Genomic DNA, 14,733 nt, shown 5'->3' with positions numbered 1-14,733 from the left:
GACCGGGAAACCGTCATGTCCGGTTCGGCGGGAGGCCGCGCGGAACAGGACTCGCCCTCATGGTGAGCACCTCGCCGCGCGGCCGACCCAACCGCCTGGTTTCTGCGCAGCCGACGCCTGGTCCGGGACTACGAACGACGCACCGACACAAGCGAAGCCGTCATCCGCTGGTCGATGATCGCCCTGATGAACCGCCGCCTGGCCGCACGACCTCATCGGCCTGCTGCCCCGTCGGCAGGATGAACCTTCCGGGCTTCGTCTCCACCAGCCAGCCTCGCTCCACCAACCTCTTCAGCCGTGCTCGCGCACCCTCGACCCGCGAGGCGGAGGCGCTGTCCCAGCCCAGCACCACGGCCGCCCGCCGGGCACCCAGCCCGTCACCTCCGGCCTCCACCGCAGCTGCCATCACCGCCTGGTAGTCCACCGACAGGTCCTCGAGTCCGGCCGCGTTCTCCCGATGCGGCACCGCACGGCGCGGTCCCACCGGCTTCCTCCGAGACGGACCGACGGCCGTCTCGGCGGGCTGTTCCTCTTCGGCCAAGGCCTCCAGATACTGCTCGATGCCGATCGCCCGGCGCCTGAGGACTTCTTCGGCGTCCGCCAAGTCCATCTGCACCCGCTCGAGTTCGGCTTCGAGCTCCTCCACCCGCACGGCTGCGGCCTTCCGCCGCGTTTCCAGAACAGCCCGCATCGACGGCATCCGCCACCCCCACAGCAACTCGATCAGCAACGAGTCGAGGCTCCCGCGGCAGCCGCAATCCCACGTCTGACCAGCAGAATCCGCACACGAGGTTCGGAAAGAGAACGGCCTCTAAAGCCGTGGAGCCGACCGCCCCAGCCACGACGTGTTCTCACCTCCTGCCGCCGGCCAACCCAACCCAGGGCGCGCGTCGGCGCAGCCCGCGCGGAGCGGGCCGAAGGCAGGAGCGTCGCGCGGAGCGGAGCCGGGAGCGCGCCCGGCGGAGCGGAGCGCAGCCGGGGCTTGATGAAGTAGAGAAAGTCTTATCCCGCTGAGGCGAGGGTGAGGCTGTGCGGTCTCGGTTGATGCTTGACGCAGTGGCTTCACCTGATGGTTGACACCGCTTGCCTCGGCTTCGGGTCAGCAGACCCACGGCCCGGGGAGCTCTGCACGAATGGTTTCGAGATCGGCGGGCGTACGTCCACGCGCGTGAATCCAGGACTGGTCCTCGATGCCGTCCCGGCGCACGAGTCGGCCGGGAGCCGCATACCAGCGCACCGGTGAGTCGTCCTTGCTCGCCCACATGGGATGGTCAGGCAGGTCCACCCGCGCATAGCGAGCCTGGAGGTTCGGCACCAGCGTGTCCGGGAGCTCGCAGGCGTCGTAGAGGCTGTCCGGTCCGAAGAGCGACTCGCTCAGCACGAGTTCCACCCAGGCCAAGGACATTCGATCGAAGAAGGGAATCCAACCCTCGCGCGATTCCACGACCACCGGCGGATCGTCCTGCTCGATTTCCTCCAGCGGAATCCCCCAGCACGCGCAGTCCTGGTTCTCTCGCCGGAAGACCAGAACGCCGCTCAAGGCCTCATCGACATAGAGCCCGGACGGCCGGACTAGAGGGTCCTGCTGTCGAGTCAGGTCGTCCCGTCGGCCGAAGAGCTCAAAACCCTCACGCAAGGCAGCCGGAAGCTCGAAGCCCAGCTCAGCCTCCGCAGCCGCCAACTCGGCTTCGGCGCAACCGTCTTCCACTCGCAGAGGGCAACCCATCCATGCATCGGTGAACCAGCGCACGAAGTCCCAGGTCTGGGAGCGAGCCTGCGCCCCGCCCCTCAGCACCACCGACACATCAGAGCCGTCCAGCATGCCGAGGACGCTACCGCCTCCCTCGACCACCCGACCGCGCAGGGAGGCATAGGCGGCCCGGCTTCGTGATCGTTCCCGCCTCGACGTGGCCCACCGGCGGCATGAGATGTCTAGGGCAGACGTCAAGCATCACCCGACGCCGCCCCGTCAAGCATCATCTGAGACTCGACAGAGGCGAGGGTGAGGCCAGTCGCACCCAGTGGTGCCAGGGCTCCGGGTCTCAGCCGCCGTCGGAGTCGGCCGGTCGCTGGTAGCCGCATGCGAGCTTCTCGCCGTTGGCCCCGATCACCTCGTAGTCGAGTAACGCGTTGTAGGGGTCGCCGTCCAGGTAGAGCCAAACCGTGAACACGTCCTTGGCAACGACCACTGAGAACTGCACGTTGTTTTCGCTCAGAGGTACAACCGCGAAGGCGTCCCCGGGCTTCATCCAGAAGTCTTCGCCATACGGTTCGATGAACAGGCAGACATCCGTGTTGCCCGCATTCTCGACCGGCAGTGTGGACTTCATCCGTTGCGGTGAAGGAGGCGCCGCCCGTCATGGCTCCGCACGTGGGGCCCGTTCCCGTCCAAGGCGTCCAAGAGCCTGACGGCGAAAGCCTCCGACATGCGCTCGCCGACCTCGTCCGGCGTGAGCCACGAGACCGCCACGGACTCGTTGGAGGTGCGCTCGGTGCCGCCGGAGGGCTTGCAGCGGAAGACCAGGGCGACGACTCCGCGGGTCATGTTCTTGTAGACGCCGGTGAGTTCGTCCACCTCGACATGGATGCCTGTCTCCTCCAGGACCTCGCGGGCGACGCCGGCCTCGGGGGTCTCGTCGAGTTCGAGGATGCCGCCCGGGAGCTCCCAGGTGCCGTTGTCGGCGCGGCGGATCGCCAGGAGGCGGCCGTCCTCACGCACCACTACTCCCGCTACGGACACGGAGTGCAGGGGGGACGGTGTCGCTTCCTGTGATTGACTCATGTAGAGGAGCTTAGGAGGCGGGGAAGGACTATGGGAACTGCTGCTGGAGGGGGCGCGTCCGGGCCTCGGTACGTGCAGATCGCGGAAGAGATCGTGCAGCAGATTCGGGCGGGGATTCTCAAGCCCGGTGACATGGTGCCGAGTGAATCCGAACTGGTGGACCGCTACGGCGTTTCCGGCGGCACGATCCGTAAGGCCATGGTCGAGGTACGGGCGAGCGGGCTGGTCGAGACCCGGCACGGCAAGGGCTCGATCGTGAAGGACCGGCCTCCGGTACGGCACCGCTCCTCCGACCGTTTCCGACGCTCGCTCCGACAGGGCGGCCAGGCGGCCTACCTCGCGGAGTCCGCCCAGTCCGGCGCCACAGCCAAGGTCAGCGTCCTCTACATCGGCCCCACTGACGCACCCGAGGATGCCGCCCGGCGCCTGGGCGTCCCCGTCGGCACGCAGGTCCTGGCCCGTCGCCGCCTCTACTTCCGCAACGGCACACCGGTCGAGGTCGCCGCCTCCTACCTTCCCTGGGACGTCGTGAAGGACATCCCCGAACTGTTCGCCGAGAACCCCGGCGGCGGTGGCATCTACGCCCGACTCGAAGACCATGGGCACGAGTTCGCTGAGTACGTAGAGACGTTGCAGGCGCGGCCGGCCTCGAAGGCGGAGGCCTCGGAACTGGCGCTGAGCCCGGGTGCGCCCGTGATTCACCTGATCCGTGAGGCTCGTACAACCGCGGGGCTCGTGGTCGAGGTGTGCGACACGCTCATGGCCGCTGACCAGTTCGTTTTCGAGTACCGCATTCCCGCCGAAGACTGACGCCAACTCAACTCCCCTCAACCCGTCGCGAGTTCTTCTTCGCGGCGGGTTGACTCATGTACAGGAGTGATGCACTCTTCTTCATGTCACTCATATACATGAGTGACAGAGTTCAGCACCTACAGAGGAGTGACTGCTGTGCGTCAGATTCCCGTCGACACCTCCACCGCGATCGTGATGGTCGCCAAGACCCCGCAGGTCAAGGTGCGTGACCGTCGTACCGGTGAGATCGCCACCGACGCCGAGACCGGAGTGAAGCTCATGACGGTCGACGTGATGTTCGCGGCGAACGACGAGGTGGAGATCCTTTCCGTCACCGTCCCGGAGCCCGGGATCACCGGCGAGCTGGCCATGGGCACGCCGGTCGCGCTCACCGGCCTGATCGCCCGGCCCTGGGAGAACGACTTCAACGGCCAGAAGCGGCACGGCATCGCCTTCCGCGCGGTGGCGGTCACCTCGCTGGCCATCGCCGGCGCCACTGAGGCCGGTGCAGGGTCGAAGGCGGCCTGATCATGACCGGGTTCACGGTCGCTCTGGTGCTGGTCGTCGCCACCGCGGGTCTCCTGCGGTGGCGGCGTCCCGCCTGGTACTGGCTGGCCTTCGGGGTCACCCTGGCCGCGCTGCGAGTCCTGATCCGATACCGCACGGTCATGGACGCATGCGGGCTCACCGTCCCGCCCGCGCGGTGGCGTCTCGCTCTGGCGCGGGCCGCCAACCGGCCGATGCCGGACGCCCGTTCGCCTCGCATCCTGCGGCTGCGGCCCACGCGTACCGGCCTGGTCCTGCGGCTCAAACTCCGTCCCGGCCAGGACGCTTTCGACATCGCCGCCGCCTCGGACCGGCTCCGGCACTCGTTCTCGATGTACGGCGTGACCTCACGCGAGTTGCGCTCCGGTGTCGTCGAAGTCCGGATGACGGGCTACGACGTGCTCAAGCGGGTGCAGATGCCCGCCGAGACCAAGACCCGGATCATGCGGGTCCCCGTCGCCCTCCGGGAGGACGGCTCGGTGCACTACCGCGACTACCGGGCGATACCCCACGCCCTCACCCTCGGCGCCACGGAGTCCGGCAAGTCCGTCTACCAGCGCAACCTGGTCGCTGGACTCGCCCCGATGGACGTCGCCCTCGTCGGCATCGACTGCAAGCAAGGGGGCGAGCTGTTTCCGCTCGCCCGCAGGTTCTCAGCACTGGCCGACAGTCCCGACGCCGCCGCGGAACTGCTCGACGCGCTTGTGGCCCGGATGGGGGAGGTCTATCGGCTCATCCGGACCCAACAGCGGATCACCGCTGCCGTACCGGACGCGGAGATCGCCGCCGATATCTGGGACCTGCCCGACGAGTTGCGTCCGACACCGGTCGTCGTCCTGGTCGACGAGGTGGCCGAACTCGCCCTGTACGCCAACAAGGAGGAGGAGAGGCGGCGGGACCGCATCATCACCGCTCTGGTCCGCCTCGCCCAGCTCGGCCGTGCGGCCGGCATCTACCTCGAAATCTGCGGGCAGCGCTTCGGCTCCGAACTCGGCAAGGGCATCACGATGCTTCGCGCCCAGCTCACCGGCCGCACCGCCCACCGCGTCAACGACGAGACATCCGCCAACATGGCCTTCGGCGACATCTCGCCGGACGCCGTCCTCGCCGCCATCCAGATCCCGGCGGAGATGCGGGGGATCGCCATCGCCGGCGACTCCAGCGGCGGCTGGCACCGCATCCGTGCCCCGCGCACGTCGCTCCGCCAAGCCGTGAACATCTGCAACCGGTACGCCGACCGGACCCCGGAGCTGCCCGAGCTGGAGCCCTTCCGGCCTGCTCTCTCCGGGCCCTCCGCCACTCCCGTGCCCTCGGCCAAGCCTGCTCCGGCTACCGCCTGATCTCTCGCCATTCCCTCGGTCGGCGCGACCGCCTTCGCGCCAAGTCCCTACCCCTGCGATGCCTGTTGAAGGGAGAACCTCCAAGATGTGCCCGAACTGCGAGGACTTCGCCCGGACCGTGCTCCTCCTAGGCCAACTCGCCTTGTACGCCGACGTGGACGGTGCCGATCTCGACTTCGTGGAAGCAGTCAGCCCGTCCCTCGCTGTCTCGTTACCCGAGCCGCCGCCCGGCATGTTCCCGTCCGACTACGACCCAGAGGACGGCCCCGCCTACCCGGATGAGGACTCCTGATGGGAGCCCGTCACGGTCTCCGAGTCGACGCGGTACTGATCCAAGCCGTGATCGCCGGTGCCCTGTCCTTCGCCCATCTGCACGACCTGGCCTCCGCTGCCGGGCAGAACGGCTGGAAGGCCTGGGCCTACCCGGTCAGCGTCGATCTGCTCCTGGTCGCGGCCTGGCGGCGCCTGCGCAGTGATGGCCCGTCCCGGCTGGCGTGGTGCTGGGTCCTGATCGCCCTGTTCGCCTCGCTCGGCGCCAATGTAGCCACAGCCGGATTCCTCGATCTGACCGACCCGCCGGCTCTGCTCCGCCTCGGCATCGCCGGGTGGCCCGCGCTCGCCTTCCTGGGAGGGACGCTCCTCGCTCACTCGTCGGCTACGGAACCGGAGTTGGAGCCCGAGCCGGTTCCACTGGCCCTCGTCCCGCAGTCATCGGATCCCGAGACCCAGCCGCCAGAAGTCGGACGCGAGCCGGGTACGGCTCCCGTCCCCTCCCCCTCTCCGGCTCCGGCTCCGGCTCCGGCGCCTACGCCCGTGCTGGCCGCGACGCCCACTCCCCCGGTCCCCGCCGTCCTGATCGACCACGCCCGCAAGGTCGCCGACGAGTACCGCGCCCGTACCGGCTCCCCGATCGACACCGACACCCTTCGTTCCCGCCTCGGCGTCCCTCCCCACCTCGCCGACGCCATCGCCGCCCACCTGGCCTGACCCGACCTGGGAGGAGACACCCGATGCCCGCTCGCGACAACTTCCACTCCGTGATGCGGATCGGCCCCGTGCAGATCGGCACGCACCGCGACCGCAACGGCCGGACCGTGCACGCCGCCGTCTGCACCGCCGACCGCTGCGGCTGGTCGGCCGACTACTCCAGCCAGTCCGCCGCCCAACTCGCCGCCCGCACCCACCGCTGCCGCGTCCGCTAGGAGACCACCGTGCAGGTTCCGCTCTGGTTCGCCCTCCTCGCCGTCGGCTACCTCGGCGTGAAGCTCGTCCGCCCGCCCTGGTGGCTCATCGCCGTGCTGCTCCTCGGCGGCTTCCTCCTCGCCGACAGCGTCTTGGCGCCCGTCATCGATACCGCCATCAAGTAGCCGTGAAAGGTGAACCGCCCATGCTCCGACCCAAGATCCCGGTCATGCCCCAGCCCACCGGCCTGTCCCATCGGCCCGCCACCATCCAGCCGACCGCCGTCGTCCCGGGCACCCTGGCCCCGCCACCGACCCCGATAGCTGCGGCCCGACCGGCCGTCGCGCTCACCCCCGGCTCCGCGCTCGCGCTCGTGGGCGCCGGCACAGCCGTGGTCCTGATCGTCGGCGCCGTCCTGGTCTCGCTGCTCCTGGCGGTCGCCGTCACCGGCGCGTCTGTCGCGGTCTGCGCCGTCGTCCTGCGCTCCCTGCTCGCCTCCGACGCCAAGCGTCGCTAGTCGGCCCCCGGGCGGCCTCGATACCGCCAAGCATCCGCCGCCCGGGAGCCGTCCCTGTCCGATCTCGCAACCGGAAGGAACCCCCAGCATGGCCCACCGGGCCTCATCCGCGACACAGAAGGCGCCCACGCAGTCCGCCCCAACGCTCGACCCGATCACGCTCGGAGACATCCTCCGAGTGGCCTCGGCCTCCGACTACTCCCGCTGGGAGGACCAGATCCGCCGCACCGGCGGCTGCTCCGACCCGATCCACCTGACCGGCTGGACTCTCGCCAAGGACAAGACCACCGGCGAGACCCTGCACCACTACTCCACCGAGAACGAACCCGGCGGACGCCTCCGCCTCGCCTGCGGCAACCGCCGCGCCTCCCGCTGCCCCTCGTGCGCCTGGACGTACTCGGGCGACACCTACCACCTCATCCGCGCCGGCCTCGCCGGGGACGACCGCCGGAACATCCCCGCCACCGTCCGCGACCACCCGCGCGTCTTCGCCACCCTCACGGCTCCCTCGTTCGGCCCGGTCCACAATCGGCCCGACCATGGCAGCGGCTGCCGCTGTGGCGCCCAGCACCCGTCCGACGCCCCGGAGCTGGGCACCGCCCTCGATCCGGAGGCCTACGACTACGCGGGCGCCGTGCTGTTCAACAACCACGCCGGACAGCTCTGGCAGCGCTTCACGACCCGACTCCGCCGCGAACTCGCCACCCGGGCCGGCTTGGCCCGTCGGGAGCTCGCCGACCACCTGCGCGTCTCGTACGGCAAGGTGGCCGAGTTCCAGAAGCGCGGGGCTCTGCACTTCCACGCCGTCGTACGCCTCGACGGCCCCGAGGGGCCCGGGACACCGCCGCCCGCCTGGGCAACGGTCAACCTGCTCACGGACGCGATACGTGCCGCCGCCGCGCACGCGTACACGTCCGTCTCGGTTCCATCCGCCGACGGCCAGCCCGTCCGAACGTTCCAATGGGGCCAACAGCTCGACGTCCGCCCGGTCAAGGCGTTCGGTGACGCGTCCGACATCACCGAACAGGCGGTGGCCTCGTACGTGGCCAAGTACGCCACCAAGGCTGCCGAGAACACCGGAACCCTTGATCGCCGCATCGGAGAACTCGCCGAACTCGACCGTCACGGCGTGCCCGACCACACCCGGCGGCTCATCACCGCGTGCCGCGACCTGGACGGCCTCTATCCGGACCGGCGTCTCTGGGCCTGGGCGCACATGCTCGGCTTCCGCGGGCACTTCTCGTCCAAGTCGCGCAGCTACTCCACCACCCTCGGCGCCCTCCGCCAGGAACGCGCCGACTATCGCGCCGCGCAGGAGGCCTCCGTCCTCGGCCTCAACGACCGCGAGCCGGACACCGTCCTCGTCCTGACCGACTGGCAGTACGCCGGCCACGGCCACACCCCGGGCGAGGCGGCCCTCGCCGCGACCATCGCGCGCGATCTCCAAGCCAACCGCGAGACAGCCCGTGAAGCCGTGCTCGACGAAAGGAGCGCGGCATGACCACGGCCGTCCGGGCACGCAACATGCTCACCCTCGTCGAGGTCTGCGAGGAACTGAGCGTCTCGCGCTCGACCTTCTACGACTGGCGGGCCAAGCGGCGTGCGCCGCGCTGCATCAAGCTCCCGAACGGCGACCTCAGGATCCGGCGGAGCGATCTCGATCACTGGCTCGACGACCGTGAGGACGCCGCCTGATGGAGACCACTTACAACGTCAAGATCTACAAGATCCTCACGTACAAGGGCGCCAGGAAGACCACGTACACCGTGCGTTGGGTGGTGGCGGGCAAGCATCGCCGCGAGCCTTTCGGCACTGTCGCGCTCGCCGAGGGCTTCCGCTCCGAACTCATCCGGGCGACGGGCAAGGGCGAGGCCTTCGTCATCGCCACCGGGCTGCCGGTGTCCCACCGCTCCAAGTCGGCTGCCATGAGCCGGTACGCGTTCGCCGTCGCGTACGTGGATGCCCGCTGGCCGGAGCTCGGGGGCAACAGCCGTAAGAACACCGCCAAGACCCTGACGGCGGTCACTGTCGCGCTGCTGCGGGCCCAGCCGACCCAGTTCGCCCCGGTGGCCGTACGGACCGCGTTACGCGAATGGGCGTTCAACGCGACACGCCGTGCGGACGCCCCGCGGGACGTGGTGGCCATCCTCAGGTGGGTGGAGCGCAACTCACTGCCAGTCTCGGCCTGGGAGGAGGCGGAGAGAGTCGATGGGGTCCTGCGGGCCGTCGACACGCGGCTCGACGGCAGGCAGGCGGCGGCCTGGTCCAGGAAGCGTCACCGCCGGATCCTCAACGTCGTCATGAAGCACGCGGTCCGGCGGCGCGTCCTGCGGGTCAATCCGCTCCCCAAGGGCAAGGAGTCGACGGCCGTCACCAGGACCAGCAACGCCGTGGACAAGCGGTCCCTGATGAAAGCGGACCAGGCGGCGGCGCTCCTCGACTGGATCCGGCGCCGGCCCCGTGGTGGAAAGCGGCTGCACGCGTTCTTCGCGACGCTGTACTACTGCGGTCTGCGGCCGGAGGAAGCGGTGGCCATGCGCGTGCAGGATGTCACGCTCCCCGGGCCCGGTGCCGCCGACCAGTGGTGCGAACTGTTGATCCACACGGCGACCCCTGAGGTCGGCAAGCAGTGGACCGACACCGGGGAGATCCATGAGGAACGCGATCTGAAGGGGCGCGCCGAGGGCGAGACCCGCACCGCGCCGGGGCATCCCGCACTGACGCGCGTTCTTCGGGAGCACATCGAGGAGGAGCGGCTGAAGCCCGGGGATCTGCTGTTCCAGGGGGAAACGGGCGGCATCCTCGCCGGTTCCGTCATCCGGCGGGCTTGGCGCGGCGCGCGGAAGGCCGTCCTACCCCCGCACGTCTTCGACTCGCCCACGGGAAGGCGGGTCTACGACAACCGGCACACGCGTCTGACCAAGTGGCTCAACGACGGGATCCCGCCCGCCCAGGTGGCGGACTGGGCCGGCAACAGCGTCCCGGTGCTCCTGGCGACCTACGCGCGATGCGTGGAGGGACAGCTCCCTGACTTGAAAAAGCGCCTCGAAGCCGCCGGGGATCTTCCCGAGTCGCCCGACGCGGGCTGAGGCTCCGCGCCGAAAACTTCGACACGTATTCGACAGGGCCACCCGCGAAAACCCGGTGACGACCGGACAGCCCCGGACCCTTCCCTTGATCATCGGGGAAGTGTTCGGGGCTTCGCTGCATCGAGTGAAACGTACTCCGACCAGCAAAAAGCCCTCCCCAACGGGAGGGCGGAGACTGGCGCCCCCGGCAGGACTCGAACCTGCGGCCAAGCGCTTAGAAGGCGCCTGCTCTATCCACTGAGCTACGGGGGCCGGGTGTGTCGGCCTGTGTCCTGGTGCCCGGGTGTGGGCGGATCCGTGACCTTGCCGGGGACAAGGATAGGGCTCCCGCATCCCTGCCCCTCATACTTCGCCTCCGTGGCTCGATGTGGAGGTTCAGTGAAGCGGTCCTGATAATCGCAGGCGGGTACGAATCGTGCACCGCTTTTGGCGTCTCGCGCATCGGGTGTTGTGCACTCGTTATGCCTGCGCCCCAGTCATCCCTTCCGCCCCCTGTGTCCTGTCGGCGCGCAGACATACCCATATGCTTCAGAAAGACTCCAAAATTGGGCATTCTTCGCATGTGGTGACCTTGGACGTACGGCCTCAGCTGCTCGACGCACTTTCCGCCCTGCGCGACCGTGTCGCCGCCGCACGCTTTCCGCTGCCCCTGGCAGGGGCTCCACGCGCGCGTGCCAACCGCGACGAACTGCTCGCACAGCTCGACGACTATTTGGTGCCCAGGTTGAGAGAACCCGAAGCACCCCTTCTCGCCGTCATCGGAGGGTCCACCGGTGCCGGTAAGTCGACCCTCGTCAACTCCCTTGTGGGGCGCCGGGTCAGCGAAGCGGGCGTACTGCGCCCGACGACCCGTACACCGGTACTCGTGTGCCATCCGGAGGACCATCACTGGTTCAGCGGCATGCGCGTGCTGCCCCAGCTCACGCGCGTGTGGATGCCCCATCAGGAACCCGGCGACGATCTTCCCGCCCTCACCGAACGCGGGGAGCGGGTGCTGCGTATCGAGACCGCCGACACGCTTCCCCGCGGCCTCGCCCTCCTCGACGCGCCCGACGTCGACTCCCTGGTGGCCGACAACCGGGTGCTGGCCGCCGAACTGATCTGCGCGGCCGACATCTGGGTGATGGTGACGACGGCGGCGCGGTACGCCGACGCCGTGCCGTGGCATCTGCTGCGTACCGCCAAGGAGCAGAAGGCGACCCTGGTGACGGTCCTGGACCGGGTGCCGCACCAGGTGGTGTCCGAGGTCTCGCGGCAGTACGGCGCGCTGCTGGCGAAGGCCGGACTCGGCGAGGCGCCCCGCTTCACCGTGCCCGAACTGCCCGAGTCGGCCTGGGGCGGCGGACTGCTGCCGGCCACGGCCGTCGCACCGCTGCGTGCATGGCTCACTCACCAGGTCCAGGACCCGGGAGCACGCCACGGGACCATGGCCCGTACCGCCTACGGTGTCCTCGACTCCCTGAAGGCGCGGATGCCGGAACTGGCCAGTGCCACGGCCGCGCAGTACGCCGCCGCGACACGGCTCACCTCGGCTGTCGACGGGGCGTACGACAGCGAGCACACGCGCGCCAAGGGGCGTCTCCAGGCCGGGGCCGTGCTCTCCGGGGACGCTCTCAAGCGCTGGCGCGCCTACCCCCTCGACTGCACCGCCGAGGAACTGCTCGACGCGCTCGTGGAAAGCCTGTCGGCCCTGCTGCTGTGCTCCGTCACGGCCGCCGACGAACGCGTGGACGACGCCTGGCGCCGCGAACCGGCCTCGGGCGCGCCGGAGCTGACGGGCCAAGATCCCGCCCTGGAGAGCGCCGAGCACCGGATCGGTCTGGCCGTACGGCGCTGGCGGCGCGTCCTGGAGGAGTACGCCGAGGACGAGGTGCGCGACCTCGACAAGAGTGTCGCGCCTGACTCCGCGGTGGTGGCCGCGCTGGTCGCCACCGCGCTCCTGGGCGGCCGCAGGGCGCGCAGCGCGGGCGAGGGTCTGGCCGAGCGGATCGGGGCGCACGGCGCGCTGCGACTGCGCGACAAGGGCGGCCGGCTGCTCACGGACCTCGTCGACAAGGCATTGCAGACCGAACGCGAGCGCCGTCTCGCACCCCTCGAAGCGCTCGACGTCCATCCGGAACCCCAGGCCGAACTCATCGCCGCGCTGTCCGTACTGCAGAAGGAGAGGTGACCGCGGTGACTGCCGTCACTGACCACACGGATCAAGCCGATCGCCCCGGGGACGGACGTCCCGGGGACGGACGCCCCGGAGACGGACGTCCAGAAGAGGGCCGTTCCGCGGAGGGACACTCCGAGGACGGGACCGGTGACGACGCCCCTTCCGGGGCAGGCGTTCCGGGCACCTCAAGCATCTCGGACGCCTCAAACACCTCGGACGCCTCAGGCACCTCGGACGTATCAGGCACCTCGGGCCTCGCGCACGGCGACGACAGCAACCGCCGTGACGGCCGCGACGGCCGCGATGGAGCTACCGGGACCACCGGGAGCGTCTACAGCAACCGCCCGGAGAACTCTGCGGCCGCGGCCGCCCGTTCCGGAGCCAGGCCCCTGGAGGGCGCCAGGGGCGGCCCTGGGGACGCCGGAGGGGGCGGTGAGCGGAACGGGAGCGGCAAGGCCGCGCGGAGCGACGGTACGGCCGGACAGGGCGCCCCGCGGGAGGCGCCCGGCGCGGAGCCCCACGCGCGCGGGGAGACCGACGACCCGGCACGAGCCGAGGACGGCCCCGTCTGGGACGACGGCCTCATCGCGCGACGTGTGACCGAGGCGGCCGCCGCCCGGTACCAGACACCGTCGGTGGCGGCCAAGGCCGCCATCCCTGCGGTGCCGGCCCCGCTCGCGTACGACGCACCGCTGCGCTCGCGTCTGGACGCGCTCCGCGAGCTGGTCGGCCTCTCCCGTGCCCGGCTCGACAGCGGCACGCTCTCCGAGGCGGGCCGGGTCCTGGACGAGGCGGCGGCCCGCCGCAGACTCTCCGGGGAGCACACCGTCGTCGCCATCGCCGGGGCCACGGGCAGCGGCAAGTCGCAGCTCTTCAACGCACTGGCGGGCGTGGCCATCTCGGAGACCGGCGTCCGCAGGCCGACGACCTCGGCGCCCATCGCCTGCACCTGGAGCGACGGCGCGGCCACGCTCATCGACCGGCTCGGCATCCCGGGGCGGCTGCGCAGACGCCCGCTTCAGAGCGCGGAGGCGGAGGCGCAGCTTCGCGGCCTGGTCCTGGTCGACCTGCCCGACCACGACTCGGCGGCCGTCCAGCACCGCGAGCAGGTGGACCGCGTCCTGGCGCTCGTCGACGCGGTCATCTGGGTGGTGGATCCGGAGAAGTACGCGGACGCCGTGCTCCATGAGCGCTATCTCCGGCCCCTGGCCGGGCACGCGGAGGTCACCTTCGTGGTCCTGAACCAGGTGGACCGGCTCCCGGGAGAAGCCGCGGACCAGGTGCTCGACGATCTGCGGCGGCTGCTCGACGAGGACGGCATCGCGCTCGGCGAGTACGGCGAACCGGGCGCGACGGTCCTCTCGCTGTCCGCTCTCACCGGGGCAGGGATCCCCGAACTGCGGGAGTGTCTCGGCCAGTTCGTGGCGGAACGCGGGGCCGCCGCGCGGCGGATCTCGGCCGATCTCGACGCGGCCGCGGCCCGGCTGAGGCCTGTCTACGCGACGGGGCGGCGGGTCGGGCTGAGCGAGGAGGCGCGGGACGAGTTCGCGGACCGGCTCGCGGACGCGGTCGGTGCCGTGGCCACGGGCGAGGCCGCCGAGCGGTCCTGGCGCCGCAACGCCAACCGCGCCTGCGGCACGCCGTGGCTGCGGCTGTGGCGCTGGTATCTGGAGCGTCGCGAACCCCCGACCGGGCGTCTGCCCGTGCGCGCTCCGGCGGACGAGGAGGCCACCGCGCGTCAGCGGGTGGAGCAGGCGGTGCGGACGGTCGCCGAGCGGGCGGCGTACGGGCTTCCCGCGCCCTGGGCGCAGGCGGTGCGCGAAGCCGCCGTACGGGGCGCGCAGGGGCTGCCCGAGGCGCTGGACGACATGGCGGCACGCGCGACGGCACCGGCGGGACGGCCGCCGAGGCCGGGCTGGTGGCCCGTCGCGGTGCTGGCGCAGGCCGCGATGACGATCGTCCAGGTCATCGGCGGGCTCTGGCTGGTGGGCCAGATCATCGGCGTCATGTCGCCGAATCTCGGCGTTCCGGTGCTGCTGATGGTGTCGGGCATCGTCGGTGGGCCGGCCGTCGAGTGGGCCGGCAAAATGGCGGCCCGCGGGCCGGCCAGGCGCTACGGCCTTGAGGCGGAAAGACGATTGCGCGAGGCGGCCGCAGGATGCGGGCGGGCCCGGGTGCTGGATCCTGTGGCCGCGGAGTTGCTGCGCTACCGCGAGGTGCGGGAGCAGTACGGGCGGGTCACGGGGACGGCGACAGCGGGGACGGCGACGGTGGGTACCCCGGTCGGGTGACGCGTTTTTCCACAACTGCGCGGCGGCCCACAGCGC

Annotated in this window: 17 protein-coding genes, 1 tRNA gene and 1 pseudogene; 14 read left to right on the top strand and 5 right to left on the bottom strand. The window is 70.4% G+C overall.

What is annotated here, in order from left to right; genetic code table 11:
• Positions 1-111: 111 nt before the first annotated feature.
• Positions 112-204 (top strand): annotated as a pseudogene (locus ABZV42_RS37695) (IS5/IS1182 family transposase); the annotation flags it as partial.
• On the opposite strand, the gene ABZV42_RS37690 reads toward ABZV42_RS37695, so the two are convergent.
• The 4 genes from ABZV42_RS37690 to ABZV42_RS37675 all read right to left on the bottom strand — a co-directional run bounded on the left by ABZV42_RS37690 (position 161) and on the right by ABZV42_RS37675 (position 2,782).
• The gene (locus ABZV42_RS37690; RefSeq protein WP_356056032.1) at positions 161-691 is read right to left on the bottom strand and encodes a hypothetical protein; all 531 of its coding nucleotides are present in this window, start codon (positions 689-691) and stop codon (positions 161-163) included. The pseudogene ABZV42_RS37695 and the gene ABZV42_RS37690 sit on opposite strands and share 44 nt — an antisense overlap.
• A gap of 408 nt (positions 692-1,099) precedes the next feature.
• Positions 1,100-1,822, bottom strand: coding sequence for an SMI1/KNR4 family protein (locus ABZV42_RS37685; protein WP_356056028.1), 723 nt, complete (start codon positions 1,820-1,822; stop codon positions 1,100-1,102).
• Positions 1,823-2,042: 220 nt separating this feature from the next.
• Positions 2,043-2,330: a hypothetical protein gene (locus ABZV42_RS37680; protein ID WP_356056027.1), complete on the bottom strand. Its 288-nt coding sequence runs from the start codon at positions 2,328-2,330 to the stop codon at positions 2,043-2,045.
• A complete protein-coding gene (locus ABZV42_RS37675) occupies positions 2,327-2,782 on the bottom strand; it encodes an NUDIX domain-containing protein (RefSeq protein ID WP_356056025.1) in 456 nt (151 codons plus the stop codon). Before ABZV42_RS37675 ends, ABZV42_RS37680 begins: the two co-directional genes overlap by 4 nt.
• A gap of 30 nt (positions 2,783-2,812) precedes the next feature.
• On the opposite strand from ABZV42_RS37675, the gene ABZV42_RS37670 reads away from it, so the two are divergent.
• The 11 genes from ABZV42_RS37670 to ABZV42_RS37620 all read left to right on the top strand — a co-directional run bounded on the left by ABZV42_RS37670 (position 2,813) and on the right by ABZV42_RS37620 (position 10,248).
• Positions 2,813-3,592 (top strand): GntR family transcriptional regulator, encoded by a 780-nt coding sequence (locus tag ABZV42_RS37670; protein ID WP_356056023.1) that lies wholly within the window; start codon positions 2,813-2,815, stop codon positions 3,590-3,592.
• A gap of 138 nt (positions 3,593-3,730) precedes the next feature.
• A complete protein-coding gene (locus ABZV42_RS37665; protein ID WP_356056021.1) occupies positions 3,731-4,102 on the top strand; it encodes a hypothetical protein in 372 nt (123 codons plus the stop codon).
• A 2-nt stretch (positions 4,103-4,104) separates the two neighbouring features.
• Entirely contained in the window at positions 4,105-5,460 is a 1,356-nt protein-coding gene (locus tag ABZV42_RS37660) for an FtsK/SpoIIIE domain-containing protein (protein ID WP_356056019.1), read from the top strand.
• An 85-nt stretch (positions 5,461-5,545) separates the two neighbouring features.
• Positions 5,546-5,752 (top strand): hypothetical protein, encoded by a 207-nt coding sequence (locus ABZV42_RS37655; protein WP_356056017.1) that lies wholly within the window; start codon positions 5,546-5,548, stop codon positions 5,750-5,752.
• The gene (locus tag ABZV42_RS37650) at positions 5,752-6,447 is read left to right on the top strand and encodes a DUF2637 domain-containing protein (RefSeq protein WP_356056015.1); all 696 of its coding nucleotides are present in this window, start codon (positions 5,752-5,754) and stop codon (positions 6,445-6,447) included. Before ABZV42_RS37655 ends, ABZV42_RS37650 begins: the two co-directional genes overlap by 1 nt.
• A gap of 23 nt (positions 6,448-6,470) precedes the next feature.
• On the top strand, positions 6,471-6,662 hold the full coding sequence (locus ABZV42_RS37645; protein WP_235460015.1) for a mobile element transfer protein: 192 nt from the start codon (positions 6,471-6,473) through the stop codon (positions 6,660-6,662).
• A gap of 9 nt (positions 6,663-6,671) precedes the next feature.
• Positions 6,672-6,827, top strand: coding sequence for a hypothetical protein (locus tag ABZV42_RS37640; protein ID WP_355984298.1), 156 nt, complete (start codon positions 6,672-6,674; stop codon positions 6,825-6,827).
• A gap of 20 nt (positions 6,828-6,847) precedes the next feature.
• A complete protein-coding gene (locus tag ABZV42_RS37635) occupies positions 6,848-7,159 on the top strand; it encodes a SpdD-like protein (RefSeq protein ID WP_356056013.1) in 312 nt (103 codons plus the stop codon).
• 88 nt (positions 7,160-7,247) lie between these two features.
• Positions 7,248-8,660 (top strand): replication initiator protein RepSA, encoded by a 1,413-nt coding sequence (gene repSA, locus ABZV42_RS37630; protein WP_356056011.1) that lies wholly within the window; start codon positions 7,248-7,250, stop codon positions 8,658-8,660.
• Positions 8,657-8,854, top strand: a complete 198-nt coding sequence (locus ABZV42_RS37625; protein WP_356056009.1) for a helix-turn-helix domain-containing protein — start codon at positions 8,657-8,659, stop codon at positions 8,852-8,854. Before repSA ends, ABZV42_RS37625 begins: the two co-directional genes overlap by 4 nt.
• Positions 8,854-10,248 carry a site-specific integrase gene (locus tag ABZV42_RS37620; RefSeq protein ID WP_356056007.1) on the top strand — a complete coding sequence of 465 codons (1,395 nt, stop codon included), beginning with the start codon at positions 8,854-8,856 and terminating at the stop codon, positions 10,246-10,248. Before ABZV42_RS37625 ends, ABZV42_RS37620 begins: the two co-directional genes overlap by 1 nt.
• A gap of 176 nt (positions 10,249-10,424) precedes the next feature.
• Here ABZV42_RS37620 and ABZV42_RS37615 read toward each other — a convergent pair.
• Positions 10,425-10,500: transfer RNA gene (locus ABZV42_RS37615), tRNA-Arg, on the bottom strand.
• Positions 10,501-10,810: 310 nt separating this feature from the next.
• On the opposite strand from ABZV42_RS37615, the gene ABZV42_RS37610 reads away from it, so the two are divergent.
• Together ABZV42_RS37610 and ABZV42_RS37605 are read left to right on the top strand one after the other, a co-directional pair.
• Positions 10,811-12,418 (top strand): dynamin family protein, encoded by a 1,608-nt coding sequence (locus tag ABZV42_RS37610; RefSeq protein ID WP_356056005.1) that lies wholly within the window; start codon positions 10,811-10,813, stop codon positions 12,416-12,418.
• Positions 12,415-14,697 carry a YfjP family GTPase gene (locus ABZV42_RS37605; RefSeq protein WP_356056003.1) on the top strand — a complete coding sequence of 761 codons (2,283 nt, stop codon included), beginning with the start codon at positions 12,415-12,417 and terminating at the stop codon, positions 14,695-14,697. Before ABZV42_RS37610 ends, ABZV42_RS37605 begins: the two co-directional genes overlap by 4 nt.
• Positions 14,698-14,733: the final 36 nt, after the last annotated feature.

This window comes from Streptomyces sp. NPDC005281, from assembly GCF_040607495.1.
GTDB lineage: Bacteria > Actinomycetota > Actinomycetes > Streptomycetales > Streptomycetaceae > Streptomyces.
Note: the sequence above shows the minus strand (reverse complement) of the source record. Positions and strands in the feature narration are given on the sequence as shown.

Bases quoted from the DNA above. Each gene is read 5' to 3' on its own strand.
- ABZV42_RS37690 (WP_356056032.1), bottom strand. From the start codon at position 691: ATGCGGGCTGTTCTGGAAACGCGGCGGAAGGCCGCAGCCGTGCGGGTG.
- ABZV42_RS37685 (WP_356056028.1), bottom strand. From the start codon at position 1,822: ATGCTGGACGGCTCTGATGTGTCGGTGGTGCTGAGGGGCGGGGCGCAG.
- ABZV42_RS37680 (WP_356056027.1), bottom strand. From the start codon at position 2,330: ATGAAGTCCACACTGCCGGTCGAGAATGCGGGCAACACGGATGTCTGC.
- ABZV42_RS37675 (WP_356056025.1), bottom strand. From the start codon at position 2,782: ATGAGTCAATCACAGGAAGCGACACCGTCCCCCCTGCACTCCGTGTCC.
- ABZV42_RS37670 (WP_356056023.1), top strand. From the start codon at position 2,813: ATGGGAACTGCTGCTGGAGGGGGCGCGTCCGGGCCTCGGTACGTGCAG.
- ABZV42_RS37660 (WP_356056019.1), top strand. From the start codon at position 4,105: ATGACCGGGTTCACGGTCGCTCTGGTGCTGGTCGTCGCCACCGCGGGT.
- ABZV42_RS37655 (WP_356056017.1), top strand. From the start codon at position 5,546: ATGTGCCCGAACTGCGAGGACTTCGCCCGGACCGTGCTCCTCCTAGGC.
- ABZV42_RS37650 (WP_356056015.1), top strand. From the start codon at position 5,752: ATGGGAGCCCGTCACGGTCTCCGAGTCGACGCGGTACTGATCCAAGCC.
- ABZV42_RS37645 (WP_235460015.1), top strand. From the start codon at position 6,471: ATGCCCGCTCGCGACAACTTCCACTCCGTGATGCGGATCGGCCCCGTG.
- ABZV42_RS37635 (WP_356056013.1), top strand. From the start codon at position 6,848: ATGCTCCGACCCAAGATCCCGGTCATGCCCCAGCCCACCGGCCTGTCC.
- repSA (WP_356056011.1), top strand. From the start codon at position 7,248: ATGGCCCACCGGGCCTCATCCGCGACACAGAAGGCGCCCACGCAGTCC.
- ABZV42_RS37625 (WP_356056009.1), top strand. From the start codon at position 8,657: ATGACCACGGCCGTCCGGGCACGCAACATGCTCACCCTCGTCGAGGTC.
- ABZV42_RS37620 (WP_356056007.1), top strand. From the start codon at position 8,854: ATGGAGACCACTTACAACGTCAAGATCTACAAGATCCTCACGTACAAG.